We start from the raw sequence: 18,168 nt of genomic DNA, 5'->3' as shown, positions 1-18,168 counted from the left end.
GCTTACCAGTCAAAAAACAAGTTATACAGCCAACCATGTTTCAGATCGTCCTCACAGGTTTTGAGTTGCGTAGCGTATCGCAGTGAACGACTTTTCACTTGTTTTGATACTTTCACGAGCCAAGGCTTACTGAGGTAGGTTTTACGAGCATATCCCCCCCACCCCTCGTGGTAATTCAAATACTGCGCATAAGCATCCCACTTCGACACGCCGTTGATTTCATAGCTCTTATAGATAAACCATCCCATAAAATCGACTGCATCCTCAAAGTCGCTTCTGCTCGCCCAACCGTTTCCCGTTTCGCGTTGGTAATCTTCCCACGTCATATCCTTGGCTTGCGAGTAACCATATGCCGAGCTCACCCGACCCCAGGGTATAAAGCCAAGAAAATAGTACCGCGGTGGCACAGCATCATGTTTAAAGGAGCTTTCTTGGTACATCATCGCCATGGGAACATGGATGGGCACTCCCCAACGTTCGCGGGCATCAGCGGCCGCGTGATACCAGTCGTTGTGCTCCTCAAAAATATCACAGATGTTTTCAGGTGACTGAGGCGGGGGTGTCGCGCAACCTGTTAACGCAGCCGTTAAGACGACAGAGGCTATCAATGAGCTACGTTGATAAAATTTTTTTTGCATGATTTTGAACTTTTTAATGACACACGTATCAGAGTAAACGTTATGTTGTGTTCACCCCTGAACTGTTTGGCGCAGCGGCTTTCCGTTGCGCCTTTTTCTATTATGCATTACTAAGACTCAGTAGTTCACTAACGCCCTGAACACTTCGCTTTTTCGAAATAGTCACGCAAGAACGTATCAAAATCAACTACATTATCCGACGCTTTACGCTCCGCAAACTTTTTCTCCGAGCTTTGCTTCCATTGTAAAAAGTCGTTTTTAGTAAAAAATTCATACGAGGCTTCACTGAACATCCGCTTATATTTAAGCGCTAGCTCTTTTCCAAGTCGACTTGCGTCCCAATTGTTGCTACGCAATATCTCCAGTACTTGCCCCGACAAAGTAAGCTCAGGATTCAGGACACAGGGATATAGCGACTCGATAGCTTCAACATACCCAGACTCAGAGTGCGGAGACAAATCCATCGTACGCGCTAAAGCAGCAAGTTCGGCAAAGAGTTCTTCAAGCCAATCAGTCATCAGGCGATCATGCCCATTTTGCCTCAAACTCAGCGATGGATTACGTCCTTGCATCACTACTTTGTTAAAGTTCTGGTCTGTTTCTTGTTGGGCATCCCAATCCATTGGCGCGCTTTCTGACAGCAGACAGTAGAGCAGCAACAGATCCAAGAATTTTATTTGTTGCGCGGTAATACCCACTTCACTAAATGGGTTTACATCCAATGCGCGAACTTCAATATACTCGACCCCACCGCGCTCAAGTGCTTGTGTCGGCGTTTCACCACCTTTTGCCGTGCGCTTTGGTCGAATAGGCGAGTAAAACTCATTTTCAATTTGCAAAATATTACTGTTCAACTGACGGTACTCACCCGCCTCTTTAACACCAATGGATTTAAAGTTTTGCGATGGTGTTGTAATAGCACGACGTAAGCCTGCAACATACTCGTCTAAGTTGTTGTAGGTGATTTTTAAACTGGCTTGCTCTTTATTGGTGTAACCCAGATCACTCATGCGCAGCGAAGTGCCGTAAGGCAAATAGCAGGTACCTTTACCCAGTTTAGCGAAGTCCCATTCGGTTAACTTACTCTCTGTTTGGGTCTGTGTAAAAAAGGACTCGCAGAGTGCCGGTGAAGCACCGAACAAAAATGGGATAACCCACGATAAACGTTTATAGTTTCGAATCAATGCAAAGTACTTTTCCGAACGAAATGCGGCGTTATCTTCAATCTGTTCATCTTTAGCGATTGCTGTCCACAATGCTTCTGGCACAGAGAAGTTAAAATGCACGCCAGAAATAATCTGCATGGTTGCACCGTAGCGGTGGGTCAAGCCCACGCGGTATAAAGACTTCATCCGTCCAGAATGTGAATCGCCAAATTTGGCAACCCTAATATCTTTATCCGAGCCAACATAACACGGCATACTCAACGGCCACAGCAACTCATCACCGAGCGACTGAAAGGTATGAGTATGAATGTCCTTAAGTTGCGACAAAGTCGTGCGAATAGATTCAGCAACGGGTGTGATAAACTCCAATAGATTTTCTGAGTAATCCGTCGTAATGGTGTCGTGCGTGAGCGTTTTACCGAGTGCTTCTGGATGATCCGTGGGTGCCAGCGTACCATTTTCTAATACGCGTAAAGCTTCACGCTCGATGCCACGATGAATACCTTCCCAAATAGCAGATGAGTGGTTTTCTGTGAGCTCGGTGATTTTTCGTTCGAATTGAGTTTGCAAAAGGGACTCCGATACTACCTTTTTTGACGCATGCGGTTAGCTTACTTAGATTTACTTCACACGTCCATGATTGGCTTAATAAACTTGGCGTTAAGGCGATGTCATGGCACACTTAACAAGCACCTTTTTATTTCACAGCGTTTGGCAAGTGGCGAATGACAACATTCTGGACACGGTTTCAAATAGGCTTTATTGCCTTTCAACTCATTAGCATCATTAGCTATCTGATTTTACCCGCACCGTTTAGTGATTACGTATTACTGACTTCGGTTGTTGTTGGATTAATAGCTGGCACCGTCATCTACACTTGGACGCGTCAGACATCGCTGACATCACCGCTGCGCCAACCCTTTCTAACTGCAAGTTCACAACAACTTTTGCAACAGGTGTTTAACGATCTACCAACGCGTGTCTATTGGCGCAATAGCGATTTAGAGTTTCTTGGTGGTAATGATGCTTTTCTGCGCGATATTCAATGCAGCACTGAAGCGCTTGAAGGTAAGCGTGATGACCAATTAGCATGGTTGGCGAAAAACCCCATACTGCAGGAGCGTGACCGTCTCACGCTCGAGCACGGCCTAGCGTCATGCAATGCGGAAATTGAATTGAATTTAGCAAATAACACACGCTATATAGAGCACTCCAGCGTCCCTCTCTATGACGACCAAAAAAATGTCATCGGCATCATCGGTAGTTACTACGATATTTCGTCAATTAAGTCGGTTGCAGAGCAAATGGAGCAAGCGAAGGAGTCAGCAGAGCAAGCGAATGTTGCCAAAGGCGAGTTTCTTGCCAACATGAGCCATGAAATTAGAACGCCCATTAACGCCATTGTAGGCATGGCCAACCTTTGCCTAAAAACGCAGTTATCAGAAAAGCAAAAGCGCTATATAAAAGTAATCGACTCATCGTCGCAAGCGCTGCTTGGTGTGATCAACGATATTTTAGATTTCTCAAAAATTGACGCAGGCAAGCTCAGTATCGAACGTATTCCTTTTGATCTACAAGACGTTCTGACCTCTTTAGCGGACATGTTTGCCTACAAAGCATATGACAAGGATCTTGAGTTTATCATCAACCTACCCGCCAATATTCCGACCCGACTATTTGGCGACCCTTTGCGCTTGAATCAGGTATTAGTCAATTTAGTTAGCAACGCTATTAAATTCACCGAAGATGGCGAGATCAATGTTGCCGTTACGTTGCTCGATAAAAATACCGATAAAGTCTGGTTACGCATATCCGTTACCGATACAGGTATTGGGATGGACGAAGAACAACGCGCAAACCTGTTTAAAGCGTTCACGCAAGCGGACTCCTCAACGACGCGCAAATACGGTGGTACGGGGCTGGGTTTAGCGATTTCACGCCGGTTAATCCAACTCATGGGTGGCGATATTGGCGTTACTAGCGGTGTAGGTCAAGGCTCCACCTTTTATATTGAGTTAACCTTGCCGATGCAACCTGAGCAAGACGACTCACACCACCAATACTTGATCCAAAAGTTACGTGGCAAGCGAGTACTCGCCATTGATGACAACCTAAGCACGCGTGAAATGATTCAAGAAATGCTGCGCAGCTACCAAGTCGATGTCCGTGTTTGCAGAACAGCCGAACAGGCGCTCGATATTCTACGCGAAGATCTAGAACCCTACGATGTACTATTGGTGGATTGGCGTCTGCCAGGAATGGACGGTCTATCGTTGTGCCAACGTGTGTATCAATCACTCGCTAGCGAGGCGCCTAAGATGATTCTGGCGACCGGATATTATGCTGAAGAGATGAGTGAGCAGGCAGCCGCAGCTGGAATATCCGATATTCTCTCGAAGCCTTTTACAGCAACCACACTCGGTCATAGTCTCGCCACCACGTTATATAAACGAGACGATAGCATATCATCAAAAGACGCTCCGGCGACCAACCTACCCGATGCGATTCAAGGCGCCCCTATCCTACTGGTTGAGGATAATGAGATTAACCAGCAGGTGGCGCTTGAGCTACTGAAAAGCCAAGGTTTTAAAGTTGATATCGCCGAACATGGACAGGCAGCATTAGACGCCATCGAACAAAAACAGTACGCATTGGTGTTAATGGATATTCAGATGCCGGTCATGGATGGCCTTACTGCCGCCAAAAAAATACGCTCTTACTATGACTACAAACAGCTCCCGATCCTCGCGATGACAGCTAACGCCATGAGTGGTGACGAAGAGCGTTCACTCTCTGCGGGCATGCAAGGGCACATTGCTAAGCCGATCGATGAAAAGCAATTAATTAAGGCAATTATTAAGTGGTGTGTGCCCGGTCATTATGAAGATGAGCCGACACAACCAGCCGATTTAGAAGAAGCATCAGAACACGCCCAAGCAGATGAAAAGCGAATTCGTTATCCGCAGGTAAAAGGTATTCAGTTCGAACAAGCACTTGCTCGATTACAGCACAATGTTCCCTTATACCTTCGTCTTGTTGAGCAATTGTTTAATGAGTATCAGAACAGCGCCATGAAAGTGTCTGATTTCATTACACGCGGACAACATGAAAGCGCTCGTCGCTATTTTCACTCGCTAAAAGGTGCTGCCGCCAACTTAGGATTAGAAGCGTTGCAGACGCGAGCTGCGGACCTAGAAAAGCATATGGCAGCGGGTAATATAGATAAAGTTGCCGACACTATTACTGGGTTAGAAAAATCATTAAACCATGCGCACCAAGCAGCCAATGATCTAGCGGCGATTTATCAACATCAACAACAGGAGCAATCATGATTCGCTTTATGTTCATCATTCCGCTTGTTTTGAGTTTGCTTTGGTTGGTTTACTTAAAGGCTCACGGTTGGACTTTAAAACAAGGACAGAAAGGATTCATTTATATTGTCGTTGTTAGCGCAGTGATTGCAGTGTTTTACACAGTCATGATGTGGCTTACGGGTCGAGGTAACCTGTAAGCCACATCAACCTCAGACGTTAGACCAATGCAAGTAAAATACCCGCCGCAACAGCAGAGCCTAACACGCCTGCGACATTAGGTCCCATCGCGTGCATCAGCAGAAAGTTACTTTGGTTTGAGTCTAATCCAACTTTATTGACAACGCGGGCAGCCATTGGAACCGCCGACACCCCTGCAGCCCCAATTAATGGGTTGATGGGCTCTTTACTGAATTTCCCCATCAGTTTTGCCATTAAAATGCCGCTGGCGGTACCTATCGCAAATGCAATTGCACCAAGTATTAGAATGCCTAATGTTTGGAAGCTCAAGAACTGTTCGGCTTGCAACTTCGATCCAACTGCTAAGCCCAAGAAAATCGTCACAATGTTGATGAGATCGTTCTGCGTGGTCTTTGTTAAACGTTCAACGACGCCCGACTCTCGCATCAGATTACCTAAACAGAACATGCCGACCAACGGTGTTGCACTTGGCAATAATAATAACGTCAATAAAATAACGGCTAAAGGGAAGAAAATCTTCTCGCGACGTCCGACCGGCCGTAGTTGCTTCATCTTAATCTGTCGTTCGGATTCTGATGTGAGTAAACGCATGATCGGCGGTTGTATAATAGGCACTAGTGCCATATATGAATACGCCGCAACAGCAATGGCTCCGAGTAAGTCGGGCGCGAGTCGTGATGCCAAGAAAATAGCTGTCGGTCCATCGGCGCCACCGATAATGGATATTGCCGCAGCATCGGCCATCGAAAATTCAATGCCAGGCACAAAGTTTAGTGCAATCGCACCGAACAAAGTTGCAAAGATACCAAACTGCGCAGCACCACCCAGTAGCATCATTTTTGGATTAGCAAGCAGTGGACCAAAGTCGGTCAAAGCCCCCACCCCCATGAAGATAATGAGCGGGAACATGCCGGTATCAATACCTACTTTGTAGACGTAGTAAAGTACGCCCCCCGCCTCGGTAAAACCAGCAAGAGGGATATTGGCTAATATCGCACCAAAGCCGATAGGCAATAACAGCAGCGGCTCAAACTTTTTAGCAATGGCCAAGAACAGCAGGATACCGCCGACGATAATCATCGCAGTTTGCCCTACGGTAATCGCTGATAATCCGGTGGTTTGCCATAACAACGTAAGCTTATCCATGGATTACCCCAGCGTTACCAATTCATCGTCGACCGACACGGCATCGCCTTCCTTAACATGGACACTGCTGACAGTACCACCCTGCTCGGCTTTGATGTCGGTTTCCATTTTCATCGCTTCCATGACGATAAGCACATCACCCGCACTGACCTCATCGCCCTCACTGACATTGACCTTGAAGATATTACCGGCCAAAGGCGCAGCGACAGTCGTACCTTCTCCCGTCGGAGCGTTGTCATCGGAGCTGGATTGCGGCGCAGGTTGAACAGCTTCAAGCTCACCTGCAGCACTGACCGATACTTGGTAAGTCTTGCCATTGACCGCTACATCATAATGCTCGGTACCGCCCTGCGCTGGGCTGCTGGCACTTGCGCTCGAAGCACTCTGCTTGGGCTTTTCAGCGGCTTTAGGTTCATCCGCGGATGGCGCAGGTTCAAACGCATCGGGATTATCACGGTTCTGTAAAAACTTCAGACCGATTTGCGGAAATAAAGCATAGGTCAGCACGTCATCGACGACGTTATCTGCCAGCCGAATACCATCTGCTTTCGCTTTTTCATTCAGCTCTTGAGTCAGCTTTTCGAGCTCATCATCAATTTGATCGGCAGGACGGCAAGTAATCGCCTCGCCGCCTTCAAGCACACGTTGTTGCAACTCCTTGTTGACTGGTGCGGCAGTGGCTCCGTATTCGCCTTTTAATACCGCCGCAGTCTCCTTTGATATATTGGCATAACGCTCTTTACCTAGCACATTGAGCACCGCTTGCGTACCGACAATTTGCGAAGTGGGCGTAACCAATGGGATGAAGCCCAGATCCTCGCGTACTTTCGGGATCTCTTCTAATACTTGATCAAACTTATCCAGCGCGTTCTGCTCTTTAAGTTGGTTTTCCATATTCGTGAGCATACCGCCAGGTACTTGCGCCAATAAGATACGCGCGTCGACTCCTTTTAGAGAGCCTTCAAATTGAGCATATTTTTTCCGCACATCACGGAAATAACTGGCTATGTCCTCAAGCTCAGTAAGTGATAAACCGGTATCTCGATCAGAGCCTTCCGTCATCGCCACCAGCGTTTCTGTCGGCGAGTGCCCGTAGGTCATACTCATCGGCGATATAGCCGTATCCAGCATATCAATACCGGCATCAATGGATTTTTGGTAAGTCGCGACACTAAGACCGGTTGTCGCATGACACTGCATTGCGATTGGTAAATTGGTCTTTTCTTTTAACGCTGACACCAGTTCGAATGCATCATTGGGACGCAATAGACCTGCCATATCTTTGATACATAACGAATCACAGCCAAGGTCTTCGAGTTCCTGTGCCATCTCCACCCATTTTTCCAACGTGTGCACCGGTGACACCGTGTAAGACATGGTTCCTTGTGCATGGCCATCCACGTCTTTTGCCGCTTTAATTGCAGTCTTCAAATTCCGCACGTCGTTCATTGCATCAAAAATACGGAACACGTCGACACCGTTTTCGCGCGCGCGCTCTACGAAGCGACGCACGACATCATCAGCGTAATGGCGATAACCCAAGAGATTCTGACCACGCAATAACATCTGCTGGCGGGTATTGGGCATCGCTTCTTTAAGTTTTCGAATGCGTTCCCAAGGATCTTCACCTAAATACCGAATACACGCGTCGAACGTGGCACCGCCCCACGACTCTACCGACCAAAATCCAATCTTATCGATTTTGTCAGCGATAGGTAGCATATCCTCGAGCCGGAGCCGCGTAGCTAATAACGACTGATGGGCGTCTCTAAATACAAGCTCTGTTAACTTAAGGGGCTTGCTCATATGGAATTCTCCTCGTTATTCGCGTTATTTTTTGCGTTGGGTACGGTAGGCGTGAACGGCTGCAGAGATGGCTGCCACAGTATCATCAGAAGGTTGGTTGCCTGCTTTAGATTGCTTACGTGCGCTTCGCGGCGTCGGTTCATGGGTTGCACCTTTAGGCAGGTATTTTGCCATCATCGACATGCAAAAAATTAACAGCAATAAAAAGGCGATAACGGATGTCATCCCTACAGCCATAATTTCCGCAGCATTTATAAATAACTCAGACACGACTACTCCTTGCGGATTTCCGTACAATTGTTATAAAAATATTAAATACTATGCTAACAGGCTTAGCAAGCGGATAAAGGGGCATATACTGACTATTCAGAATATAAATGAGTGGAAATATAAAATTATTATTTATAAATCAATAGGATAAAGGATAAGAAATAAAAATCAGCAAATCGACTAGCGGATAACTTAATTAGCGGGATTACATGAAATACTTAGAGATGGCGCGCTCGGGAGGACTCGAACCTCCAACCGCCTGGTTCGTAGCCAGGTACTCTATCCAGTTGAGCTACGAGCGCGTATAATGCAGTGTTTGGTTATTGAAATATGGCGCGCTCGGGAGGACTCGAACCTCCAACCGCCTGGTTCGTAGCCAGGTACTCTATCCAGTTGAGCTACGAGCGCAAACATTATTTCAATCAACGTTAAGTATATGGCGGAGAGGGAGGGATTCGAACCCTCGATAGGGCTACAAACCCTATACTCCCTTAGCAGGGGAGCGCCTTCAGCCACTCGGCCACCTCTCCCTAACGTTGTGGCGTGCATTCTAGCGAGACTGACAATAATGTCAATTGCTTTTTTCCCTTTTTGTAACCAAGCGTGGGATATTTAACCATCTCGACGATTTTTTAGTCAAAACCAGCCAAAAACTAAAAAAGCCAGCATTGAGCTGGCTTTAAGTCTGCGGAACAGTTAGTAGAAAAGTTATTCTTTATCCGGCTTCTCCTCATCCGTCTCTGACTGGATCCGCATATAAATTTCTTCTCGATGCACAGAGACGTCTTTGGGTGCGTTGACGCCGATTCGAACTTGATTACCTTTAACACCTAACACTGTGACCGAGACATCATCTCCTATCATCAGCGTTTCGCCTACACGGCGAGTCAAAATTAACATACCCTACTCCTTAAATACTGTTCCGCGTTCAGCTTGATTAAGAACGGTTCCTTGAACGTAAATAGCTAAATCTACCTTTGAGTGTAACAAGTTATCTTTTCATTACACTATACTGACTATAATAAATTCAAGTTATTTTTTGAATGACTGCTCTAACCAACTAGTAGCCGTAGCTAATGCCTCACTCAAATGTTCCGGGTTAGACCCGCCAGCTTGCGCCATATCGGGACGCCCACCACCTTTACCGCCAACGACATTGGCTGCTTGGTTAACTAAATCACCGGCTTTCACAATCGATGTTAAATCTTTAGTCACGCCCGCTATCAAACTTACTTTTGAGCCTTGCGCAGTTGCTAATAGTACGACGCCAGACCCTAATTGGTTCTTTAAGTCATCCACAATACCACGCAATGCTTTCGCTTCTGTATCCTCAAGCTGAGCAACTATGACTTTATGACCGTTCATTTCAACGGCTTGCTGGACTAAGCCACCGCCAGCTTGCTGAGCGAGTTTCTGTTGTAATTGTTCGGCTTTCCGCTCGAGTTCACGATATTTGCTTTGAAGTTGCTCGACTTTACCGAGCAAACCCGTTTCGTCGGTTTTAAAGTCAGCCGTCAATTGATTGAGTATCGCTTGCTGGTTCGCCATAAATTCGAACGCAGCGGCGCCTGTAACGACTTCTAAGCGACGAACTCCAGACGCAATACCTGTTTCATGAGTAATTCGGAATAACCCAATATCGCCTGTTGCAACCACATGTGTGCCGCCACACAGCTCCATCGAAAATTCACCCATTCGCACGACTCGAACATCGTCATCGTACTTTTCACCAAACAACGCCATCGCACCTGCTTTCTTCGCTTCATCGATATTCATCACTTGCGTTGTTAGTCGAACATTCTTGCGAATCTGTTCATTAACGACACGCTCAAGCTCGGTAATTTGCGCTTTCGTAAGTGGCTCAAAATGAGCAAAGTCAAAACGCATGCGCTCAGCCTCAACAAGCGAGCCCTTCTGTTGTACATGGTCGCCGAGAATGTCTCGTAACGCAGCATGCAACAGGTGAGTCGCCGAGTGATTACGACGAATGTTAGCGCGTCGTTCGGAGTCAATTTCTGCCGTAACAGCATCGCCTAGTTTTATCGTACAGTCCGCCTGACCATGATGCGCAATCGCTTTACCAATATATTGCGTATCCGTGACCTCAAAGCGACCTTGATTTGCTAGCAATACACCGGTATCACCGACTTGGCCACCGCTCTCAGCGTAAAACGGCGTGTTGGCCAGCACCACAACACCCTGCTGGCCCGCTTCAAGTGATTCAACCGCTGTTCCTTCATGAAATAGCTCAACTACAGTCGTTTGCGCTTTGTCTTCAGTATAGCCGTCAAAAACTGACTTCGTGGTCGCTTTTACCTGAGCATTATAGTCGACACCAAACTGTGACGCCTTCTGGGCACGCTCACGCTGCGCTTGCATCGCGGCGTTAAAGCCTTCCTCGTCAATCACCAGTTCGTTCTCGCGCGCGATGTCTGCGGTTAAGTCCATCGGAAAGCCGTACGTATCATAGAGCTTGAACACCACTTCACCATTTAGCGTGTTGTCCGATAGCTGCTTGATCTCGTCATTAAGAATCGCTAAGCCGCGTTCAAGTGTTTTCTCAAACTGCTGCTCTTCACGCTTCAATGCGTCTTCAATAATATGACGTTTTTCAACCAACTCGGGGTAGGCTTCACCCATTAGCTTGACCAGTTCGTCGACCAACTGGTAGAAAAACGTTTGTTTAGCACCCAGTAAATTGCCGTGACGGACTGCTCGACGGATAATACGGCGGAGCACATAACCTCTTCCCTCGTTCGATGGCATGACACCATCGGCGATTAGAAACGAGCAAGAGCGAATATGGTCAGCAATAACACGTAGCGATTTACTGCTTAAGTCACTGACGCCAATAATGTCGGCACTGCGTTTGATGAGTGCTTGGAACGTATCGATTTCATAATTGCTATGCACACCTTGCAGAATAGCGGCAATACGCTCTAATCCCATGCCTGTATCGATCGAGGGGTTGGGTAACGGCTCCATGGTACCGTCCGCTTGGCGGTTATACTGCATGAAGACCAAGTTCCAAATTTCAATATAACGGTCACCGTCCTCTTCAGGCGTTCCAGGAGGCCCGCCCCACACTTCTGGACCATGATCATAAAAGACTTCCGAACAGGGACCGCAAGGACCCGTATCCCCCATCGACCAGAAGTTATCTTTAACGCCTATACGGGAAATGCGATCCTCCGGCACACCGATGTGCTTAGCCCAAATATCGTAAGCTTCATCATCTTCTTCAAATACGGTGACCCACAGTTTTTCGGCCGGAAGTTGTAGCTCTTGGGTTAAAAAGTGCCACGCAAATTCAATGGCTTCGGTCTTAAAGTAGTCACCGAAGCTGAAGTTTCCAAGCATTTCGAAAAAGGTATGATGACGAGCCGTGTACCCGACATTCTCAAGGTCGTTATGTTTACCACCAGCGCGCAAGCAACGTTGTGCAGAGGTCGCTCGGGTGTAGTTTCGCTTATCAGTACCTAAGAACACATCTTTAAAAGGCACCATACCCGCATTAGTAAATAATAATGTGGGGTCATTAGCAGGAATCATTGAGGCGGAGGGTACCCGTTGGTGACCTCTTTGCTCAAAAAACTGAATAAATTTTTCTCGAATTTCAGCGCTTGTAATGCTCATTAAACACCCTGTTTTTTGCACGCATTTGTCATAATTTATGATCCCCTAGATTACCATGTGAAGGTTTTGATCACTAGTCATCATCATGCGCTTGTATTGCAAATTTGATGTGTTCTTGCGAAAAGCCGCGTTGCATCAAAAATCGTGCTCGTTTGGCCCAGTCTTTGCGATCACTCGGTTGTGTCGAGCCAAACTTGCTTAGATAAACCTGCTGACATAGCTCAAACCAGTCCACTTCTAATCGTTGCAAAGCTTGTTCAATAAGTGCTTTATCGACGCCACGCTGTTGCGTTGCCTGTGCCACAATTTTGGTTCGTCCTTGTCGCTGCATGACTTTTTCTCGTGCAAAGCTCTGAGCAAAACGTTCATCGCTTTGCCAGCCCTCTTCTTGCATGCGATCAACAACCTGCTCCACAAGCGGGCGTTCAAAGCCGCGTTGGCTCAGTTTGTAAATTAATTCAAAACGACTATGCTCTCGCTTAGTTAATAGTTTAAAACATTTCTCTCTGAGCACCTGCTCATCATCATGTGAACTTTTCAAACTGTATTTACTCCAACGTACAACTGAATAGCAAAGGATAAGCTCTATGAAACCATTTTTTCCTTCACGGAATATTATCATCGCTACCGCGATAGCAGTACTCGCCAGTGTATCATTCGGCGCTACCGCACAGACTAAAACCGCCGATCAAATTCGAGTGACCGGTGCAGCATCCGCGTCAGCAGTGCCAGATCAAGTCAGTCTTCAGTTTAGCATCGAGCAACGCGGCGATAAATTGAGTGCCATGAAAGGTTTAGTAGACCAAACGACAGAAAAGCTATTGCGCGATCTTGTCAAACGAGATGTCCCGGAGCGCAATATTCGTTCTTACCAGCTGCAGGTGTATCCCCAGTATCAAAATGACGACGGGCAAACTAAACAAGACGGTTTCGTGGTCATGCGCGAAATATCTATCACGCTACCCGACATCGAGCAATATGATCAGATCGTAGATTTAGCGCTCGCTCAAGGTGTCACGCGCGTGAGTCAGGTTCGGTTTGAGGTATCAAATCAAAAAGACTTGTATCAACGCGCTCTAGCAGATGCCTTTGCTGCGGCACGTGACAAAGCAGGTCAATTAGCGGGCGTCGCACAACGCGAATTAGGTTCAGTGTTAGAGATTACAGAGCAATCTTATCCACGCCCCGTCGTTTTCCATATGGCTGAGGCACGAATGGACGCCAAGTCTCCATCGATGCCCGGCGAGCAGCAAATTGAAGCTCGCCTAGAGGTCGTTTTCTCGCTCAAATAACAGGTAAAGCAATATCTGCTGGCACTTGGTGACTAACGCAGTGTAGTCCACCCCCACCCAGTACGAGTTCACGCGCTGGGTGGCTAACCACTTTCCTATTGCCAGCATAGCGTTGAATAACATCCAACGCAGGTTCGTCCGTACTGAGATCAAATTGTGGAACAACAATCACCTTGTCAGTCGCAATGAGATTCGTATAGCTACAACAAATCGGTAAGCTCAGATCGCGTACAAGACTTTGACTATCGCTAATAATGCCAGCTCGATCCTGAGCTAGCGGTTGTTGTGGCTTCGGTAATGGCAGAGGCACTTTGGTGATTTCCGGTGGAAGCTGTTCAATAACCTCTGCTAACTTTTGGCAAGTTAAAAAGTCTGGATGAGTCGGATCTTCAGTTGCACAATATAACAGCACGTCATCAGCTATGAACAAAGCGAGATTATCCATGTGCCCACTCGTTTCGTCAGCGCTCAGCTTGCCATCAAAAAAGTAAACTTCGAGCCCAGCTAAATTTTTCTCGACACGACGTGACAGTTGTTTCACAGTCAATTCGGGTTGTCTTGATTTCAGCGCCGCCAAGCCCATCAAAGCCACTTGGCCATTATGAGTCAGCATGCCCCCCTCGCCAATCAATTTGGATACTGGATACAGCTGTTCAGCAAATAACTGTTCAGGCAACTGGCTGTCTTGCTCTATGGTCTGTTGCACATCCCCCCAACCGTCAAATTCCATCAATAGCCCACGCCATTCGCCTGACTCTTCTTGATACCAAAGCGGCAGAATATCGCGCATCCAAATATCATCGTATGAGACCGTCTGCGGAGTCAGTAAACAAATAGGGTGGTACTGCCGTAACAGCTGCGCGAGCGATTCGATACATTTACGCGCAGGGCGCGCAGACTGTCGCCACACGTCACGACGGTAGGGCTGAGCCAACACAATCTGCTGGCCCGGAGCAAAATCTGGGCGCCAATAAACCATCATCAGCCTGCTTATTTACGCTTATTCTTGTTTACACGTTGTGCTTCGCGTAAGCGGTCCTTGCGCTTAGACGTCGCTTTGCGGATTTTTGCGAACTTACGCTGCTTAGATTCCTGATGACGCGGATCAACGAAGGATTTATCTTCTGGCTGCAATCCCACCTTTGCGCGTAATTCATTAACCTGATCGAGTTCAAGCTCACTCCATCCACCTTGGGGGAGGCCTGACTCAAGCTTGATATCGCCATAACGCACTCGAATCAAACGGCTCACTTGAACTTCTTGGCTTTCCCACAAGCGTCTCACTTCACGATTCCGACCTTCTTTAAGTGTCACGTGGTACCACCGGTTCATGCCTTCACCGCCGCCGACCGCTTTGATGGTATCGAAGTGCGCCAGTCCATCCTCGAGTTGAACCCCCTTTTTGAGGCGATTAATCATCGCGTCGGTCACCTCACCGAATATACGTACGGCGTATTCCCGCTCGACTTCTTGACTCGGGTGCATTAACCGATTAGCAAGCTCGCCATCCGTCGTAAAAAGAAGCAGGCCAGAAGTATTCACATCCAAACGACCGACAGCAACCCACCGTGCTCCACTCATCCGCGGAAGACGCTCATAAACTGTTGGCCGACCTTCGGGATCTTTTCGGGTGCACAATTCGCCTTCTGGCTTGTGATAGGTCAAAACACGGCAGACAACTGAGTTTTCCGACTTAATCACGACCTCATGACCGTCTATACGGACTGACGCATCGGCATCAATTCGCTCACCCACCTGCGCTACCTTGCCATTCACACGGATGCGGCCAGCACCGATCATCGCCTCAATTTCGCGTCGTGAACCATAGCCAGAACGGGCCAATACTTTTTGTAACTTCTCAGTCATGAAGATCGTCTCTCTCAGTTATCGCTGTCTCAGCGGTAGTCTCATCAGAAAAATCAATCGATGGTAATTCTGACAAGTTTGTTAAATTAAAATCATCCAAAAATTGCGCAGTGGTGCCATAAAGCTGCGGTCGTCCAGGCACTTCTTTTTGCCCAACAACCGCGATCCACTGTCGCTCTTGTAATGTTTTAATAATATTCGAACTTACGCTAACACCCCGCACCTGCTCAATTTCACCTCGCGTAATTGGCTGCCGATAAGCAATGAGAGCCAAGGTTTCTAACAAGGCTTGCGAATAACGTGTAGGCCGCTCTTGCCACAAGCCAGCGAGTAACTCGCCAAACTCTGGGCGTGTCTGAAAACGAAAGCCAGATGCTACATTAACTAACTCAATGCCACGGTCATGGTAGTCGTCTTGCAAACTTTTAATGGCGCCTTTCACCCCATTCAATGATACACCTTGCGCCTCAAACAGCTCATACAGCCGCTGTACAGACAGCGGCTGAGGGTGCGCAAACAATGCAGCTTCAATCAGTTGTTTCAATTGCTTCTTGTTCATCAAAAGAGGCTTTTCTGCGTAGATGAATTTCGCTCATGGGTGTTACTTGTGATAATTCTATCATTGATTCCTTCACAAGTTCCAAAATTGCTAAAAAACTTACCACCGCGCCAGCACGACCCTCGCTTTTATTAAATAACTGTCCAAAGCGCAAATACGGTTGCGTTTGTAATCGCTGCAAGATCTGGCTCATGCGCTCGCGAGTCGATAGCTGTTCACGCTGAATATGATGGTGCGCATTTAATTTAATTTGGTTAAGAATACGGCTAAAGGCCAATGTTAAATCTTCGAGGCTCACTTCAGGTGGCGCTGTAGTAACATGATCACGCGCATTGCTGCTCACTTCGGACAACCACATATCACGGCCGATTTGCGGCTGTTCATCAATATACTCGGCACCGTGCCGAATCGCTTCGTACTCACGTAAGCGGCGCACTAACTCAGCCCGGGGATCGTCTTCTTCATCATCCTCTTGCGGGGGTTTAGGTAGCAATAGTCGACTTTTTATTTCAGCCAGCATCGCGGCCATTACAAGATAGTCAGCCGCCAACTCTAATTTCAACTCTTTCATCATCTCGACGTAGTGAACATACTGCCGAGTGATGGTTAACACGGGAATATCAACGACATCAAACTTTTGTCGACGAATTAAATACAACAGCAAGTCCATTGGTCCGGAAAAGGCATCAAGGATAACTTCGAGCGCATCCGGTGGAATATAGAGGTCTTCCGGCTTTTCAATGACCGGCTCTCCACGTACGAAGCCAAGCGGTAAGGATTGCTGTTCTGCCACGTCCTTGCTATGACTCCATTAAAATTCAAACGGCTGAGTATCACCTGAACCGCCACGAATGACCACGGGGGCGCCCTCAGATAAGTCAACCACAGTCGTTGGTTCTTCGCCTTTATGGCCGCCATCGACAATCAGATCGACACGCTTCTCGAGTTGTTCGCGAATTGTCTCAGGATCGGATTCCGCCAATTCATTATTACCGAGAATCAAGCTCGTCGACATTAAAGGTTCATTGAGCTCTTCCAACAAAGCCAGTGCAATACGATTAGTAGGCACGCGGATACCGATTGTTTTACGTTTTGGATTCAATAGCCGCTTAGGTACTTCTTTAGTGCCTTTAAGAATAAAGGTATAAGGTCCAGGCGTGTTATTTTTCAACAATCTGAATGCATCGTTATCGACTCGAGCGTAGGTCGACAACTCAGAGAGATCACGACACATCAAGGTAAAATTGTGTTCCTTGTCAATGTCTCGGATTTGGCAAATACGGTCGACCGCCTTTTTATCGCCAATTTGACAGCCAATTGCATAGCCCGAATCCGTTGGATAAACCACGATACCACCTTGACGAATGATATCGACGGCTTGCTGGATAAGGCGCTTCTGTGGATTCATCGGATGTACTTCAAAATATTGGCTCATAGCCCCTCCATACCCGAGTGTGGTCTTTAACTGAACCAGTCATTCCATACTGGCACACAAGCATCCGGCAGACAAAGATTTTTGCCTAAATCACGCCACTGCGAAGGATAATGAAAATCAGAGCCTTGCGAAGCCTTTAATTGGAAATCCTTAGCAAATTCAGCTAAAGCTGAGCGCTGACCAAAAGTTTGCTGACCGATGCTGACTTCAATACCATCAAGCCCCCAAGTTTTCGCTTCACCGATGAGCTTTCTCAGCCATTTGTTAGACAGTTGATAGGCATGTGGGTGCGCTAACACTGCGCTACCTCCGGCGTCATGTATCGCTTTAATCGCATGCCCAATTGAACACCACTGCGGCCTTACGTAAGCAAAATTACCTTTGCCGATAAATCGATCAAAGGCTTTTTGAACTTGATCAACATAACCGTGCTGAACGAGCTGATCGGCAATATGCTTTCGGGTAGGAATACCGTCGCTATCAATCTCAACATTGATATCACGGGCGGCAAGCTTTTGGATTATCGAATCGATGCGCTCCCGACGGCGATTTTGCTGCGTTTGCAGCAGCCGCTGTAAGCTTTCACTGCGTGTGTCGACATTCAAGCCAACAATGTGAATTTCAAAATTTTCCCACCAACAGGATAACTCAACCCCCGCCACCAACGTCATATCATAATGCGCTTGCTCAATATACTGCTGAGCTTCATCCACGCCGTCAATATTGTCGTGGTCAGTCAGCGCTAACACCGAAACACTGTTATTGTGTGCCCGATCAATCAACTCGGGCACAGTCAGGCTACCGTCAGAATGCGTACTATGGCAATGTAAATCGATTATCAA

Annotated in this window: 17 protein-coding genes and 3 tRNA genes; 3 read left to right on the top strand and 17 right to left on the bottom strand. The window is 47.2% G+C overall.

What is annotated here, in order from left to right:
- Positions 1-2 precede the first annotated feature (2 nt).
- On the bottom strand, positions 3-638 hold the full coding sequence (locus tag AC3AP5_RS02870; RefSeq protein WP_006956606.1) for a transglycosylase SLT domain-containing protein: 636 nt from the start codon (positions 636-638) through the stop codon (positions 3-5).
- A 128-nt stretch (positions 639-766) separates the two neighbouring features.
- Complete coding sequence (gene gshA, locus AC3AP5_RS02865) at positions 767-2,374, bottom strand: glutamate--cysteine ligase (RefSeq protein ID WP_272977949.1); 1,608 nt, start codon at positions 2,372-2,374, stop codon at positions 767-769.
- A gap of 155 nt (positions 2,375-2,529) precedes the next feature.
- Between gshA and AC3AP5_RS02860 the strand changes: the two genes are divergently transcribed.
- Complete coding sequence (locus AC3AP5_RS02860; protein WP_006956602.1) at positions 2,530-5,136, top strand: response regulator; 2,607 nt, start codon at positions 2,530-2,532, stop codon at positions 5,134-5,136.
- Positions 5,133-5,315: a hypothetical protein gene (locus tag AC3AP5_RS02855; RefSeq protein ID WP_006956601.1), complete on the top strand. Its 183-nt coding sequence runs from the start codon at positions 5,133-5,135 to the stop codon at positions 5,313-5,315. Before AC3AP5_RS02860 ends, AC3AP5_RS02855 begins: the two co-directional genes overlap by 4 nt.
- Before the next feature lie 19 nt (positions 5,316-5,334).
- On the opposite strand, the gene AC3AP5_RS02850 is transcribed toward AC3AP5_RS02855, so the two are convergent.
- From AC3AP5_RS02850 to AC3AP5_RS02810, 9 genes are all read right to left on the bottom strand, one after another.
- On the bottom strand, positions 5,335-6,462 hold the full coding sequence (locus AC3AP5_RS02850; protein WP_006956596.1) for a sodium ion-translocating decarboxylase subunit beta: 1,128 nt from the start codon (positions 6,460-6,462) through the stop codon (positions 5,335-5,337).
- Between the two features lie 3 nt (positions 6,463-6,465).
- Positions 6,466-8,268 carry a sodium-extruding oxaloacetate decarboxylase subunit alpha gene (gene oadA / locus AC3AP5_RS02845; protein WP_006956595.1) on the bottom strand — a complete coding sequence of 601 codons (1,803 nt, stop codon included), beginning with the start codon at positions 8,266-8,268 and terminating at the stop codon, positions 6,466-6,468.
- 24 nt (positions 8,269-8,292) lie between these two features.
- On the bottom strand, positions 8,293-8,538 hold the full coding sequence (locus tag AC3AP5_RS02840; protein ID WP_006956593.1) for an OadG family protein: 246 nt from the start codon (positions 8,536-8,538) through the stop codon (positions 8,293-8,295).
- Positions 8,539-8,763: 225 nt separating this feature from the next.
- Positions 8,764-8,840: transfer RNA gene (locus AC3AP5_RS02835), tRNA-Arg, on the bottom strand.
- A gap of 29 nt (positions 8,841-8,869) precedes the next feature.
- Positions 8,870-8,946, bottom strand: a tRNA-Arg gene (locus AC3AP5_RS02830).
- Between the two features lie 29 nt (positions 8,947-8,975).
- Positions 8,976-9,068 (bottom strand) — tRNA-Ser (locus AC3AP5_RS02825).
- Between the two features lie 178 nt (positions 9,069-9,246).
- The gene (csrA, locus tag AC3AP5_RS02820) at positions 9,247-9,438 is read right to left on the bottom strand and encodes a carbon storage regulator CsrA (protein WP_006956592.1); all 192 of its coding nucleotides are present in this window, start codon (positions 9,436-9,438) and stop codon (positions 9,247-9,249) included.
- Positions 9,439-9,570: 132 nt separating this feature from the next.
- Positions 9,571-12,174, bottom strand: coding sequence for an alanine--tRNA ligase (gene alaS / locus AC3AP5_RS02815; protein ID WP_348671374.1), 2,604 nt, complete (start codon positions 12,172-12,174; stop codon positions 9,571-9,573).
- 73 nt (positions 12,175-12,247) lie between these two features.
- Positions 12,248-12,715, bottom strand: a complete 468-nt coding sequence (locus tag AC3AP5_RS02810; protein ID WP_487326965.1) for a regulatory protein RecX — start codon at positions 12,713-12,715, stop codon at positions 12,248-12,250.
- A gap of 46 nt (positions 12,716-12,761) precedes the next feature.
- Here AC3AP5_RS02810 and AC3AP5_RS02805 point away from each other — a divergent pair, with 46 nt between their 5' ends.
- Positions 12,762-13,466, top strand: coding sequence for an SIMPL domain-containing protein (locus tag AC3AP5_RS02805; RefSeq protein ID WP_006956582.1), 705 nt, complete (start codon positions 12,762-12,764; stop codon positions 13,464-13,466).
- On the opposite strand, the gene AC3AP5_RS02800 is transcribed toward AC3AP5_RS02805, so the two are convergent.
- The 6 genes from AC3AP5_RS02800 to AC3AP5_RS02775 are packed head-to-tail and all read right to left on the bottom strand — an operon-like array spanning position 13,459 to position 18,168.
- Positions 13,459-14,448, bottom strand: coding sequence for an agmatine deiminase family protein (locus AC3AP5_RS02800; RefSeq protein WP_040488135.1), 990 nt, complete (start codon positions 14,446-14,448; stop codon positions 13,459-13,461). The two genes, AC3AP5_RS02805 and AC3AP5_RS02800, sit on opposite strands and share 8 nt — an antisense overlap.
- An 8-nt stretch (positions 14,449-14,456) precedes the next feature.
- Positions 14,457-15,332 (bottom strand): 23S rRNA pseudouridine(2605) synthase RluB, encoded by an 876-nt coding sequence (gene rluB, locus AC3AP5_RS02795; RefSeq protein ID WP_006956577.1) that lies wholly within the window; start codon positions 15,330-15,332, stop codon positions 14,457-14,459.
- On the bottom strand, positions 15,325-15,891 hold the full coding sequence (gene scpB, locus AC3AP5_RS02790) for an SMC-Scp complex subunit ScpB (RefSeq protein ID WP_006956576.1): 567 nt from the start codon (positions 15,889-15,891) through the stop codon (positions 15,325-15,327). Before scpB ends, rluB begins: the two co-directional genes overlap by 8 nt.
- A complete protein-coding gene (locus tag AC3AP5_RS02785; protein WP_006956575.1) occupies positions 15,860-16,684 on the bottom strand; it encodes a segregation and condensation protein A in 825 nt (274 codons plus the stop codon). Before AC3AP5_RS02785 ends, scpB begins: the two co-directional genes overlap by 32 nt.
- An 18-nt stretch (positions 16,685-16,702) precedes the next feature.
- A complete protein-coding gene (locus AC3AP5_RS02780) occupies positions 16,703-17,326 on the bottom strand; it encodes an L-threonylcarbamoyladenylate synthase (RefSeq protein WP_006956574.1) in 624 nt (207 codons plus the stop codon).
- 26 nt (positions 17,327-17,352) lie between these two features.
- Positions 17,353-18,168, bottom strand: coding sequence for a PHP domain-containing protein (locus tag AC3AP5_RS02775; protein WP_286681993.1), 816 nt, complete (start codon positions 18,166-18,168; stop codon positions 17,353-17,355).

It is taken from the genome of Idiomarina sp. D18, from assembly GCF_057748155.1.
The sequence above is the reverse complement of the archived record's forward strand: the minus strand, read 5'-3'. Positions and strand labels throughout refer to the sequence as shown.